The sequence below is a fragment of the Pantoea sp. OVA07A genome (assembly GCF_019969975.1).
GTDB classification, from domain to species: domain Bacteria; phylum Pseudomonadota; class Gammaproteobacteria; order Enterobacterales; family Enterobacteriaceae; genus Pantoea; species Pantoea agglomerans.
In genome coordinates this window covers 252725-265764 of sequence record NZ_JAHXYM010000002.1, presented here as the reverse complement: position 1 = coordinate 265764, position 13040 = coordinate 252725, and the positions used below count along the sequence as shown (strand labels likewise).

Below are 13040 nucleotides of genomic sequence, written 5' to 3'. Positions count from 1 at the left end.
CTCCGGTTTATTCAGGCTCCCGATCGGGATAACAGTAAATGAAACATCTCTTCGCGATGCGGGACATTAAGTAATTGCTCGACAACATCCTCATCGCCTAACGCAATGGATATTTTGGCGAGCATTTTGATATGGCCCACATCTTTATCGGACTCTTTTACTGCGAACAGAATAACCAGCCGGACTTTAGTGCCGTCGATGGTCTCCCACGGAATATCCTGGCGTAAACGACCCACGGCAATGCGGGTTTTGGCGACGGCGGCAGATTTACCGTGCGGAATAGCAATATGATTTTCAAATCCGGTGGAGCCTAATTCCTCACGCAGATAAACATCTTTAAGGAAAGCGACTTTATCGGTGACGGCCCCGGTCTGGCAGAGCAGGTCGGTCAGTTGAGAAATAATCTGCTCTTTGGTCTGGCAATCGACATCGAGAATAATGCACTCTTCTTTTAATACTTCGTTAATAGCCACGGCTGTCGTCATTTTGCTTCTCCATTATCATTAATTAATCGAATTCGATACCAGACACTCCGTTACTCTTGCGATATCTTTCGCCGAGAACAGGGCAGAGACATACACCACCGGTTTTTCCAGCGGTTCCAGCCTGATGGTGGAAATCACCACGTCACACTCGTGTCGTTTCAGGGAGTCAGCAATATTTTTCCCTGGCACGATGTCGATAATTTTCCAGTCGGGAAAGGCGCGGATAATGCGTCCGTAAAGCAGCTGCGAGGTGCCCAGACCGCTGGAGCAGACCAGCAAGACCCGTTTTACCTTGATGCTGTTTTCGATGGCTGCCTGAATATGCACCGTCAGGTAAGCCACTTCGTCATCACTGATCTCATCCAGGCTGTACTCCTGCGTCAGCTGGCTGATTACCGCTTTCACGGCGGCAAACACCGTTCCCAGCTCGGTCTGGATATCATGCAGCAGCGGATTTTTAATCCGGATGTGATATCTGAGGCGGTTCAGCATCGGCTTGATATGCGAGGACAATGACGCCTGCAGGTTCTGGTCGGTAGTGATTTCAATGTTGATGCGCTGCGCCACCCGGGCGATCAGCGCCTCAGCAAAGCGGGTTTCACGCTCTGAAATCAGGGAGTCATCGTGCTGTGGTGACTCACCGCCCGCCTTACCGGAAGAGACCAGATACTGATAGATAGAGTGAGACTCTTCGGCCACCAGTACCGTGTTGTAAGCGGTCTCAATGCGTTCTATCACCGCCAGTGACACCTGCCAGGCGTGATGGTCGCTGACCCGGTTCATCGACACCGCGCGGGCGTCGGTCCTGTGCATCGGCGAGTGACTGCGGTGGATCAGCACCAGAATATGCGTAAATAAATTGATGTAGTAAGGATCGCTTATCGTATATTGCAGTTGCTGTTCAATAAAATTAATTAATTGCAGGGTAAAATGGACAGCCTGCTGACCAAACTTCTCTGAAAGCTCCTGCAGCGTGCTTTCATCCAGACGGCTTTCCATCATGTCCTGACGGTTATAAATCGATTTTAACACCAGCGCTTTCATCGCCATGCGAATATTATGGTCACTGCCTTTTATGCTGGTTCCGACACGGCTTTTTAATAAGGTTAAATCAAACTGATGTAACCATGCTTCTAATGTTTTTAAATCATTCACTATCGAGGCGCGGCTGATAAAATATTTATCCGCCAGTTCGCTGATGGATGAACTTTTTGGTGACAGCATTAATAAATCCGACGCTATTTTCAGCATCCTGAAGTTACTGCTGAAATCATCCACTTCGGTTGAGAAAATCCGGCGCGCGGCTATTTCCGACTGCGCATCAGCGAATTTAATTGTGATCCCTCTCCCACTTTTTCCGCTGAGATTGATTCCCTGGTCAGAAAGTTTTTCGTTAATATCGGCGATGTCGCGGCGCAAGGTTCGGGTGGTGATTGCTGTTTTTTCTGAAATAGCGTGCAGGCTCACATAACTGTTATGAGAAATAAGCTGTCGCATAATCGTCAGTTGCCGTTCAGTCAGCGCCTTCATCATCATCAGGTTCCGCTTAATCCGTTATTCGCCTTGTCAGTTATCATCTAAGCAAAGGCACTATGCCATGTAAATATTAAAACATGGCCACAACTAAGTGTGCAGGCTGACCACCTGACAGTGAATTTCTTAAATAATCGGGGACGAGGTGAAAGAATAAGTGAAAGGGGATGGGAGGGTTTGGCGGGCTGACTGGCAGTGATCCGATTGGTGGGGCTACATCAATGGCTGAGGGCGGAACCTGGCGGGAAAGCCCGGCTTACGCCGGGCCAGATTTTATCTTTACGCCATCTTCAAACGCTGTAGCCGTTTCTCGCGGCGAATCTTACGCTCTTCCATCACCGCAACCAGCGCCATCAGGCAGATACAGGCGATAGCAGCGGCATCCAGTGCGGCAAAGGTGCCTGCCCAGCCGGTCAGGCCAAATATCGGCGTGCCGTCGGCAATCATGCCCAGGCCCAGTTTGGCGAAGCTGTCACCAATCAGATAGGCGAAAGTGCCTTTGATACCATCCGCTGCGCCAATTGCCTTTTTCGGTACAAAGCCGACCGCGGCGACGCCGATTAACAGCTGCGGGCCAAAGACCAGGAAGCCCAGGGCGAACAGCGACGCCAGATAGACATACTGGTTGCTGGCATGCTGATAGATCCCGAGCGTGGCAATAATCAGCGCTAACGCGACGCAGGCCACCAGCGCACGGCGGCCATTGGCCAGATCGGATAACCAGCCCCACATCAGCGTGCCCACCAGTGCGCCGACTTCAAACAGGGTAAAGCCCTGAATCGCCACCTCTTTAGAGAGTTTCAGCTCCTGGAAGGCATAAACCGTTGACCATTGATCGATCCCGATGCGCACCACATAGAGGAAGATGTTGGCGAAGCAGAGCAGCCAGATCACCTTGTTCTTCAGTACGTACTCAACAAAGATCTGCCATTTGGTCATCGACTCATCTTCGGCTTCTTTGTCCTCATCGCTCAGCTCTTCGTCAAACAACTCTTCGGCCTTGCCCAGGCCATAAGATTCCGGGGAGTCGCTGCCGTAGCGCAGGCCGATAAAACCAACAATCAGCGCGATAATAGACGGGAAGATAAACATCCCAATTACGTGGCCGTTGAACAGCACATTGGCGCCAAACAGCGCAACGCCTGCCGCACCGGCACCGCCGAGGTTATGTGAGATATTCCACATGCCAAGATAGGTGCCACGCTTGCGGCGCGGCGTCCATTTGGTGATGGTGGAGTAACTACAGGAGCCGCCGGTACTCTGGAAGAATCCGCTTAAGGCATAGAAGGCGATCATCAGGAACAGGCTGACGGATCCGGTGCCCATGCTGGCGCTGAAACCCAGCATACAGATGGCCGAGAGGATCAGCATAAACGGCAGGAACTGCTTGGTGTTTTTGCCGTCAGCATAATAGGAGACCAGGGTTTTCCCGACGCCATAGGTGATGGAGAAGCCCAGACCGATCATCCCCAGCTGCGTCATGCTCAGTCCGTAGGTGGTGATCATATCGTTCTGCGCGATATTGAAGTTTTTGCGGATCAGATACATGGTCAGGTAGCCGATAAAGACCACCAGATAGGACTGCATAAACGGCTTGAACCACATCTTGCGCCGCAGTTCGATGGGCAGATCCAGCGTCGGTCTGCGCACCTGTTTGAGGAATGCCAGCATGGAAGGGGATTCTCCTGGTTGGAATAGCTGCAATGGGCAGCGAATGGCTGGCATTGTAAAAACCTGCCGCCAGACTGGCCTGAGACAGCATCCAGGCGAAACCAGGAAAATTTCTTAGTTTTGCCCCACTCGGGGCAAAAAGGAGAGGCGTATCACGCTTCAGGCAGGGGGCGCGGTGCCTGAGCATTTAAAAACGGCAGCAGCAGCAGGGCGGAGATCCCCGCCGCCGTGGCAATGACCGCAAAGAAGCCGCTCCAGTGCCAGACGTCGATAACCCACGCCAGCGGCCAGCCGGAGAGTGACGCACCAAGATAGGCGAAAAGGCCGACGAAGCCGGTTGCTGCGCCTGCCGCATCTTTATGGGAACATTCGGCTGCCGCCATACCAATCAGCATCTGCGGGCCAAAGACAAAGAAACCGGTAGTAAAAAAGCAGGCTGCCTGCATCACGTAACTGGTAAAGGGCATCAGCCACAGTGAGCCGACGGAAAGTAAAATACCGGCTGCAAAAATCAGGTTCATCGGGCCACGGTTGCCGTTAAACAGCTTGTCCGAGCCCCAGCCCGCGACCAGTGCGCCTATCACACCGCCCAGCTCAAACAGGGTGACTACCGAGTTGGCCGTCACCAGATCCACCCCCAGCGTGTCGGAGATGTAGAGATTTCCCCAGTCATTGAGCGCCGCGCGAACCACATAGACCAGCACGTAACACAACGACAGCAGCCAGATATAGGGGTTGAATAGCACGTAGCGGGTCAGGATCGCTTTGCGACTCAGACCTGCGCCTTCCTGCTGCTGCGCCATCTCCATCTCATCCTGTCGCCAGTCGCCTACCGCGGGCAGGCCGACAGTCTGAGGCCGGTCGCGCAGACGCCAGCAGAGAAACAGTCCGGCGAGAATCGCTAAACCGCCCGCAATCATCATTCCGATTCGCCAGCCATAGTGCAGCGCCACTGCGCCGATAACGATCGGGATAACCGCACCGCCAACGTTGTGCGCGGTGTTCCATAATGCCCACCAGCCGCCGCGCTCGTTACGTGAATACCAACTGGTCAGCAGGCGCGCGCAGACCGGCGCGCCCCAGCCCTGGAAAAAGGCGTTGATGGTCCACAGCAGCGCAAAGGCCCACAGTGAGGTCGAGAAGCCAAACAGGATATTGACCACGCCGGTAGCGATCAGCCCCAGCCCCATAAAGTAACGGGCGTTGGAGCGGTCACTGACGATGCCGGAGAAGAACTTCGACAGGCCGTAGGTGATGTAAAATAGCGTCGCCAGCAGGCCAATATCGGTGCGCATCATCACGCCGCTGGCGATCACTTCCGGCGCTGCCGCATTGAAGCTTTTGCGGGTAAAGTAGAACAGGGCATAGCCGATCCAGATGGTCGACATGATGTGCCGTCGCCAGTAGCGATAGCGGCTGTCAATCTCACTTTTGTCCTGCAGCGGAGCGGCGTTAGCGGGCGTTTTCAGAAAGTTAAACACGGTGGTTCCTCAGGCCATACGCAGCGGCAGATGCACGCTGACGCGGGTTCCATGGGTGCAGGAGATAGTCAGCGATCCGCCCAGCGCACTCACGCGTTCGCGCATCCCGACCAGACCAAAGCTCTGCTGACCGGAACCTGGCGGCAGACCGCAGCCATCATCTTCAATCACCAGCAAAACGCGACCATTCTGTTGCCAGCCTTTGAGCATCACGGCGCTGGCGCTGGCGTGTTTCACAATGTTGTTCAGCCCCTCCTGACAGACGCGAAACAGCGTGACGCGCTGCGCTTCGCTCAGCAGCGTCTCATCAATACGCCACTCAAGGTGACTGACGATGCCGCAATCCTCCAGCTCCATCTCACGCATCAGGGAGCGAACTGCCTGTTCAAGTGACAGGTCATCTAGCTGGCGGGGTCGCAGACGTCCCAGCAGTCGCCGCACTGAATCGTAGACACCCAGTGAGAGCTGCTCAATATGGACGCCGCTCTGGATCACCCGGCCATTATCCGGCGCAAGGCGCTGCACAATGCCCGCCTGGGTGCGTATTGCCGTAATCGTCTGACCGATATCATCGTGCAGTTCGCGTGCCACCTCCTGGCGCACATTCTCTTCTGTCTCGACCAGCCGTTCCGCCAGGCGTCGGTTGCGCGCCAGCTCACTCTGCAGCGACTGATTCAGCTCGCGCAGCCGCTGGATACCGGCACCCAGCAGCAGGCCGGTCAGGCTTTGTGCCAGTAGCGAAAGCAGGAGATCGACCGGATGATCGTGCCAGGTCTGGCTGGCGATCAGCGCGATAGCGTTCATCAGCGTCGCGATCAGTGCACCCTGCCAGCCGTAGTGCCAGGCCAGCGCAATAATCGGCAGCGCCAGACAGAATGGCGTAAAGCGCGACAGTTCAGCGGGCAGGCCAAGCTGCAACCACAGACTGATGACAAACAGCAGCAGATACCAGATAAGATGCCGGGCGCGCCAGTTGACCGGTTGCGAGACCAGCGCCGGTCCCAGCGGCTGCCAGCGGGTGCTGGTGAGATAGTGCCAGATGACCAGGCAGGTCGGAGCCAGCGTCAGACCACCGGTAAGCGTCAGCAGCAGGGCGTTCAGCATCTCCTGCTGTCCCGCCCACGCCAGGGATTGCAGCAGCGCTGCGGCGATCAAAGCCGCGCCCTGGCTCAGCAGCGTGCGCCAGTCACGCTGATGGCGGTAATGGGAGATCAGCGCCACCGGCAGCAGCGTCAGTACACTGCCCGCCATTAATAGCGGCAGATGCGCCAGCGCGACCACCTTCGCCAGCCAGATCAGCATGATCCACTCAGCTGCCAGCAACACCGGCCAGTAAGCGCGTGGACATTGCAGCATCAGCCCCAGACGCAGGCCAAACGGGAATAGCAGCACCGCCAGCTCCGGGCGTTCCACCAGGTGCAGGCTGATACTCCACAGGCAGAACCAGGCCGCCGAGAAGATGAAAAAGCTGGCGACAATGGAGATCAGCCGCGAAACACAGGGGCTCATTGCCAGCCATCAAACATGCGGCGCGCCAGCTCCACATCATTGCTGACGCCGAGCTTCTCCATCAGATTCGCGCGATGGACATGTACGGTTTTCGGTGACAGCGCCAGCTCAACGGCAATTTCCTTTACCGCCATGCCCTGCGACAGTTTTTCTGCCACCTGACGTTCGCGTCGGGTCAGCGGGTCCTGCCGACCAGCGGCCAGCTTGATCGCAATCTCTGGCGTCAGATAACAGCCGCCTGTGGAGACCGTGCGCACCGCCGCGATCAGTTCATCGGGACGACAGCGTTTAGAGAGGAATCCGCGCGCACCGGCATTAAGCGCCTGCTCCACCAGGGCCGGACTGTCATGGACTGACAGCATGATGGTGGCCAGGCCCGTCGGCAGCTTGCTCAGCAGCTCCAGCCCGGAGAGATCCGGCATCGAAATATCGCAGATACAGACCTGAACGCCCCGGCCCGGTAAACCTGCCAGCGCCTCACGGCCAGAACCAAATTCCGCTACGACCTGGAAATCCGATTCCAGGCCCAGCAACTGGGCAAAGCCGGAGCGGACGATAAGGTGATCGTCAATAAGCGCGATGGTGATCATGTTTATTCCTGGCGGGTAAAATCGCGCTTACCTTAGCGATAAGCACGAAGCTGTTCAAGTCGTGAGCAGTCTATTCAGGTAAGGGAGTGGGTAGAGTGATGCAGGTCAAACTGTCGTGGATCGTGAGAGAAGCATGCCGGGCTGAATCGCCGCCCGGCAGATCGTGAGGCTAAGCAGCCGATCAGTGCAGACAGCACTGCTTATATTTTTTGCCGCTGCCGCACGGGCAGGGATCGTTGCGGCCGGGCAGTTTCTCTGCCGCGACAGGCTTCTGGGGAACGGGAATCGCTTCTGGCTGGGAGATCCAGTGATCGTGCAGCGCCAGCGCAGCAGGACGAATAGCTTCAATGCTGGCTTCCATCTCGTCCGGCGTCATGGCATCGATCTTTTCAAGGTTCTCTTCCACGCCGTGCAGAGCGATGGCGTCCAGCGCAGGTTGCAGATCCTGCGGCAGGGCAGACCAGTCGGTCAGCGCGACACCGCGCATATAGCCGAAGCACCACTCTTCCACCACGGTAAATTCCAGACCTTCCATTTCGCGGATGCCAAACAGCGGTTCGAACTGCTCAGGGAATTCAGATAAGCGGTCAGCCACATCATTCATATGCTGGAAGCAAAGCGACATAAAGCGCGTCATTTCACGCTCGTTGCTCCATTTTGGGATCTGCTTCTCGCCACCCCACAGTGCCACCAGCCACTGGCTTGGCTCGACGGTGACGGGACCGGAGAGAACGGCAGTCAGCAGGCCGTCGAGCTCGGAGACATCAATAATCGATGCTTCGCTGCCATATTTTTCCAGCATATCTTCCAGCCATTGCAGCTCTTTTTCGGACAGTGGGCCTTCTTTCATGCGGTTGCCTCCCGGGCATTTCAAAAATTTCAGCGGCGTTGAGCCTTAAAACCGCAGCAGTGTACACCCTTGAGGACTGCAACACAGCTAACCCTGTTCGGGCATGCTGCGGTGATTAAACTGCGTTTAGCACCACTTTCACCCCGTTGTGCAGGCGATAGCCCACAGCACTTTATGGTACATTTTTGCGCTCCAGCCAGACAGTTGCGTGTTAAATAATAATAAGTAAATGATTAATATATTAAAAATGGATTTACTGGCAGGCCGGCTGTTGCAGTCTCCCTTGCACGGCTGACCCCTGGCGGCCAGTGGATCAGCAGATTAATGACGCGATTCATGCCAGCCTTTATCTTCCTGCTGGCGGGATGTGGAACCCTGTCGCAAACCTCCGCCCCGGTGGGCGACCGCGTTTATCTGACACACGCCACCTTTCATGAAAATGTCGATGACATCGTGCAGCATTACATGCAACAGAAGCAGGTTCCCGGCATCAGCATTGCGGTCATTCATCGCGGTGGCCCGACCCGCTATTACGCTTTTGGCATCACCGATCGTGTGCATCGCTATCCGATCACGCCCGATACCCTGTTTGCGCTGGGATCGCTGAGTAAAGGCGTGACGGCAGAAGTGATTATCCAGCTGGTTGATCAGGGTAAGCTGCGCTGGAGCGATACACTGGCGGATCTTCTGCCGGAAGGCGTTCGCCTCAGCGCTGACGCGCGGCGCATCACGCTGCTGCAGCTGGTGACGCACACCTCGGGTCTGCCGCGACAGGATATGGATCTGACGATGCTGCAGCAGTTCGTTCGTTATCTGGACACCGGCGAGAACTTCTATGGCAATCTTGATAGCGACAAGCTGCTGAGTTATCTGGCGGACTTCTCTGCACCTGCGGTACGCATGCCACACTACTCCAACCTCGGCTATGCGCTGCTCGGTTATATCCTGCGCACGCGTTGTCATCAGGATATTCAGACGCTGGCGTCACAGCTTATCTTCACACCGTTAAAAATGAACCAAAGCAGCTTTGTACCGGAAACGCTGACGGGCTATCCGCTGCGTGCGCTGGGCCATGCAGGCGATCAGCCGAAATTTATTCGCCGCGGCACGCTGACGCCTGACTGGCATTTTCACGGCAACATGGTGGCCGCGGCCAGTCTTTACAGTAATGCGCGCGATCTGAGTGCTTATTTGCGCGCACATCTCAGCGCTACCGGTGATGCTGCGCGGGACCGGGCTTTCGCGGCGGTAGATCAGGCGTGGTATCAGCAGGGCGCGCAGGCGCAGAATATCGCCTGGGTGACCGACACTTTCGAACAGCAGCAGATTACCTATCAGGTGGGCTATATCGGCGGCTATGCCAGTTTTATCGGCTACGATAAACGTAACGGCAATGCGATTGTGGTGCTGCAGAACGGCTTTAACTGGAGTAACTATTTAGGCATTGCGTTGTTGGTCGATCTGGCAACTCAGGATAAAGTGGTCGGACAGTGATCCGCTACCTGGCCTGTGTGCAGTAAAGTGAATAGCGCTGTTTTTCCTTACACATAGCGTCAGTGCGCCGGAACTGAAGTGCGATAAACATTGTCTTTAGCCTGACTGTCAAAATTCAACGTGGAAATCATTATGCGCAGGACTCAACGTGTACTTTTATCAATGGGATTACTGGTTGGCTCGCTGAGCCTGATCCCCGCTGTACAAGCCGCTGGCGAAGCAACGGATACCGTTCCGCCACCGCCGCAGATTCAGCCTGCTAATCCGGATGCGCAGCCCGCTACGCCTGATACGGGCAGCGTTCAGCCGGATGCCGGTGCCGCGCAAAGCCAGGCGCCGACCAGCTCACAATCTAATGATGGTATTACGCCGACCACGCCGGCACCTTCCAATGGCGCGCACCCTAATTACGACCTCAGCACCATCATCATCGACTACAAACAGTACCAAATCGGTGACACAGTGCCAGAGAAGTACACCGATAAAACGTACACCATCAATGAGTGGCAAAAGCGTAATCTGCCTGCTCCGCAGGAAAACACCCACTGGGCCTATATCAACGCCAATTACATTCTTATTACTAATGACACCGGCAAAATCGTCATGGGTAAATCGGGCGATATCTTCTTCCGCGGTTAAAATAAGCGCGGTTAAAATAAGCGGTAAAAATCAGCCGGTCGTGATGACCGGCTTTTTTTAGCTGAAACGCTCAGCACCAAAGCTTGCCAGCATCGGATGCTTTTCACCGCTTACAATCTCCTCAGCCAGTAACTCACCGACAATCAGCGCCAGGGTTGCACCCGAATGCGTGAACGCCACATAACAGCCCGGCACCTTCTGCAGTTGCCCCAGCACCGGATCGCCATCGCCCGGAATCGGCTTCAGGCCAATTTTCCAGCTCTGGACGCTGAGTGGCTCGTCACCCCGTAACAGCTGACTCGCTTCCTCGGCCAGCTTTGCTACAACCTGCTTATCAATATGGTAATCGCCTCCGGCCAGCTTCTGGATATCAGCCTCGTACCAGTCGTGATCCAGGGCGTAACGGTTGCCGGGGTTTGGCCGGATGGCGGCGCGAGGCGTGTTCAGCACCGCCTTGAGTTCATGTTTGCCCGGTTCAGTGATCACCAGCATGGAGACGGGCGATCCGTTGGGAATCGTCACGCCCAGTGGCGCAATCACATCCGGTGTCCAGGGCCCGCAGGCGACCACTACCGCATCTGCCCGCAGTTCGCCCAGCTCACTGCGAATGCCGCAGGCCCGGCCCTGATCGGTGATCACACTGGCTTTACCGGCGTGTTCAATCACTTCACCACCCCGCGCCCGGAACTGATTCACCAGATACTCTGACAGGTGCGGCAGACTGACCCAGCCTTCACCGGGGTTAAAAATCGCCTGCGACGGCAGCGCGTCGGGATCGATCGTCGCATCCGCCTGTGCCACGTTATCAGGGGTGATGAGTTGTGAGTCGTAGCCGTGTGCTTTCTCATAGGCGTGCCGCGCCTGCGTGCCGGCTGCATCATTGCTGAACCAGCAAACGCCGCCATCAAAACGCAGCCAGTCGAGGGTAGGTTGTTGAGCAAACAGGGTGCGATAGCGATCAATGCCCGCCATGCGCAGCGCGTGATAGGGGCGGGAGCGTTCACCCGCCGAGTTGAGCCAGGAGAGTGAACGTCCCGATGCGCCAGAACAGAGCGCGGCTTCGGTCACCAGCGTCACCGCCGCTCCCCGTTTTGTCAGCTCCAGCGCCGTCGAGACACCTATTACGCCACCGCCCAGAACAACTACTTTCATTTCAGTTTTTACCGCCATTATCAGGTTCCTTGCTCAGTTACAGCACTTCAGAGAGAAAACGTTGCAGTCGCGGCGACTGTGGCGTATCAAAAATGGCGCCCGGCGGCCCGGCTTCAACAATCTCGCCTTCGTCCATAAACACCACCTGATCCGCCACTTTGCGCGCAAAGCCCATTTCATGTGTCACCACAACCATCGTCATGCCGCGACGACAGAGATCCGCCATCAGCGTCAGGACACCCTTCACCAGTTCGGGATCGAGCGCGGAGGTCGCCTCATCAAACAGCATGACCTCGGGATCCATCGCCAGCGCGCGGGCAATCGCGACACGCTGCTGCTGGCCGCCGGAGAGATCGCGTGGCCGGTGATCGGCGCGCTGACCCAGACCCACTTCTTCCAGCCGCTGACGCGCAATCGCCATCGCCTGCGCTTTGGGCAGGCCTTTAACCCGCCACGGTGCCAGCGCCACGTTCTCCAGCGCGCTGTGATCGGGGAAGAGATTGAAATGTTGAAACACCATGCCGATCCGTAACCGCAGCGCATCTGGCTTGTCGCGCAACACTGACCGATCAGCCAGAAGTACATCCCCCGATTGCGGTTCATGCAGCCGGTTGATGCCGCGCAGCAGCGTCGACTTACCCGAACCAGATGGCCCGATAATGCAGGTAGTGCTGCCGGGCGCGACCCGCAGCGAGACGTTACGCAACACCTCAATCGGGCCATAAGCCAGAGTCAGATCGCGCAGCTCCAGGCTGGCACCGTGCCAGCTCGCGGCAGTGGTGCTGTTCAGATTATTCATGGTTGCCTCCGATCCGGGGATGAGAGACCAGTGCGCCGCCGGGCGCTCTGACTTCCTCCACCTCTTTTAAGCCACTTTGCGGGGCAGTCAGGCGACGTCGGCCGGTGCGATAACGCACATCGACATAGTTGACCATGTGCGTCAGCGGCACAGTGATAATCAGATAGAACAGCCCTGCCAGCATCAGGGGCGAGAGATTGCCGGTGAGCACCGCCGCGTCCTGGCCCACGCGAAACAGTTCCCGTTGTTGGGTCATGAGGCCCAGCAGGTAAACCAGCGAGGAATCTTTAATAATGGCGATGAACTGGTTAACGATGGCGGGCAATACGCGGCGGATCCCCTGCGGGATCACCACCAGTCGCATTGCCCGGCCATAACTCATCCCCAGCGCACGGCAGGCTTCCATCTGGCCGCGTTCAACACTCTGAATACCGGCGCGGAAAATCTCGCCCATGTAGGCGCTGGCGATCAGGCTAAGGGCGAAGATCCCCAGCGGATAGGGCGTAGGACCGAACAGCTGATAGCTGAAGCGCGCCAGGCCCTGACCAATCAGCAGAATGGTCAGAATCGATGGCAGACCGCGGAACAGATCGGTATAGAGCCGGGCAGGCAGACGCAGCCAGCGTGAGGGCGAGATGCCCATCAGCGCCAGCAGAAGGCCGAATAGCGTGCCGAGCAGCGTTGCCGCCAGCGAGATAATCACCGTGTTGACCAGCCCGGTGGTCAGCATCTGCGGCAGTACTTCCATCATTGATGGAAAATCAAAGAAGGTGCGGGAAAGAATCGTGAGCAAGTCCATCGCCGTCTCCATGCAGAGTGGGGGATCCCCCGGTTAAC

12 protein-coding genes are annotated in these 13040 nt (G+C 56.5%); 2 read left to right on the top strand and 10 right to left on the bottom strand.

Translation table 11 applies throughout. The features are described from left to right. Positions 1-11: 11 nt before the first annotated feature. The 7 genes from LC417_RS09735 to LC417_RS09705 all read right to left on the bottom strand — a co-directional run bounded on the left by LC417_RS09735 (position 12) and on the right by LC417_RS09705 (position 8119). Complete coding sequence (locus LC417_RS09735; protein ID WP_010251532.1) at positions 12-485, bottom strand: PTS sugar transporter subunit IIA; 474 nt, start codon at positions 483-485, stop codon at positions 12-14. Positions 486-503: 18 nt separating this feature from the next. Next, positions 504-2021 (bottom strand): transcription antiterminator, encoded by a 1518-nt coding sequence (locus LC417_RS09730; RefSeq protein WP_223565772.1) that lies wholly within the window; start codon positions 2019-2021, stop codon positions 504-506. A 276-nt stretch (positions 2022-2297) separates the two neighbouring features. Continuing rightward, positions 2298-3689, bottom strand: coding sequence for a hexose-6-phosphate:phosphate antiporter (uhpT, locus tag LC417_RS09725; RefSeq protein WP_010251526.1), 1392 nt, complete (start codon positions 3687-3689; stop codon positions 2298-2300). Positions 3690-3841: 152 nt separating this feature from the next. Further along, the gene (locus LC417_RS09720; protein ID WP_045140806.1) at positions 3842-5170 is read right to left on the bottom strand and encodes an MFS transporter; all 1329 of its coding nucleotides are present in this window, start codon (positions 5168-5170) and stop codon (positions 3842-3844) included. Between the two features lie 9 nt (positions 5171-5179). Continuing rightward, the gene (gene uhpB, locus LC417_RS09715) at positions 5180-6679 is read right to left on the bottom strand and encodes a signal transduction histidine-protein kinase/phosphatase UhpB (protein WP_050679763.1); all 1500 of its coding nucleotides are present in this window, start codon (positions 6677-6679) and stop codon (positions 5180-5182) included. Beyond that, positions 6676-7269 (bottom strand): transcriptional regulator UhpA, encoded by a 594-nt coding sequence (gene uhpA, locus LC417_RS09710; RefSeq protein ID WP_010251517.1) that lies wholly within the window; start codon positions 7267-7269, stop codon positions 6676-6678. The genes uhpB and uhpA overlap by 4 nt, the downstream gene beginning before the upstream one ends. A gap of 181 nt (positions 7270-7450) precedes the next feature. Next, the gene (locus tag LC417_RS09705; RefSeq protein ID WP_033769584.1) at positions 7451-8119 is read right to left on the bottom strand and encodes a YecA family protein; all 669 of its coding nucleotides are present in this window, start codon (positions 8117-8119) and stop codon (positions 7451-7453) included. 240 nt (positions 8120-8359) lie between these two features. On the opposite strand from LC417_RS09705, the gene LC417_RS09700 reads away from it, so the two are divergent. Both LC417_RS09700 and LC417_RS09695 read left to right on the top strand, forming a co-directional pair. Further along, on the top strand, positions 8360-9613 hold the full coding sequence (locus LC417_RS09700) for a serine hydrolase (protein WP_223565834.1): 1254 nt from the start codon (positions 8360-8362) through the stop codon (positions 9611-9613). A gap of 132 nt (positions 9614-9745) precedes the next feature. Then, positions 9746-10252 (top strand): RcnB family protein, encoded by a 507-nt coding sequence (locus LC417_RS09695; RefSeq protein WP_022625353.1) that lies wholly within the window; start codon positions 9746-9748, stop codon positions 10250-10252. Between the two features lie 57 nt (positions 10253-10309). Here the strand turns inward: LC417_RS09695 and LC417_RS09690 are convergent, their stop codons facing one another. Genes LC417_RS09690 through LC417_RS09680 form a run of 3 tightly spaced genes read right to left on the bottom strand, consistent with a single transcriptional unit; the run spans position 10310 to position 13002 of the window. Beyond that, complete coding sequence (locus tag LC417_RS09690; protein ID WP_033787431.1) at positions 10310-11422, bottom strand: FAD-binding oxidoreductase; 1113 nt, start codon at positions 11420-11422, stop codon at positions 10310-10312. A 19-nt stretch (positions 11423-11441) separates the two neighbouring features. Next, a complete protein-coding gene (locus LC417_RS09685; protein ID WP_010671731.1) occupies positions 11442-12203 on the bottom strand; it encodes an amino acid ABC transporter ATP-binding protein in 762 nt (253 codons plus the stop codon). Beyond that, entirely contained in the window at positions 12196-13002 is an 807-nt protein-coding gene (locus LC417_RS09680; RefSeq protein WP_223565771.1) for an amino acid ABC transporter permease, read from the bottom strand. The genes LC417_RS09685 and LC417_RS09680 overlap by 8 nt, the downstream gene beginning before the upstream one ends. Positions 13003-13040 lie beyond the last annotated feature (38 nt).

Coding starts and splice junctions, on each gene's coding strand:
- LC417_RS09735 (WP_010251532.1), bottom strand. CDS start 485: ATGACGACAGCCGTGGCTATTAACGAAGTATTAAAAGAAGAGTGCATT.
- LC417_RS09730 (WP_223565772.1), bottom strand. CDS start 2,021: ATGATGATGAAGGCGCTGACTGAACGGCAACTGACGATTATGCGACAG.
- uhpT (WP_010251526.1), bottom strand. CDS start 3,689: ATGCTGGCATTCCTCAAACAGGTGCGCAGACCGACGCTGGATCTGCCC.
- uhpB (WP_050679763.1), bottom strand. CDS start 6,679: ATGAGCCCCTGTGTTTCGCGGCTGATCTCCATTGTCGCCAGCTTTTTC.
- uhpA (WP_010251517.1), bottom strand. CDS start 7,269: ATGATCACCATCGCGCTTATTGACGATCACCTTATCGTCCGCTCCGGC.
- LC417_RS09705 (WP_033769584.1), bottom strand. CDS start 8,119: ATGAAAGAAGGCCCACTGTCCGAAAAAGAGCTGCAATGGCTGGAAGAT.
- LC417_RS09695 (WP_022625353.1), top strand. CDS start 9,746: ATGCGCAGGACTCAACGTGTACTTTTATCAATGGGATTACTGGTTGGC.
- LC417_RS09690 (WP_033787431.1), bottom strand. CDS start 11,422: ATGGCGGTAAAAACTGAAATGAAAGTAGTTGTTCTGGGCGGTGGCGTA.
- LC417_RS09685 (WP_010671731.1), bottom strand. CDS start 12,203: ATGAATAATCTGAACAGCACCACTGCCGCGAGCTGGCACGGTGCCAGC.
- LC417_RS09680 (WP_223565771.1), bottom strand. CDS start 13,002: ATGGACTTGCTCACGATTCTTTCCCGCACCTTCTTTGATTTTCCATCA.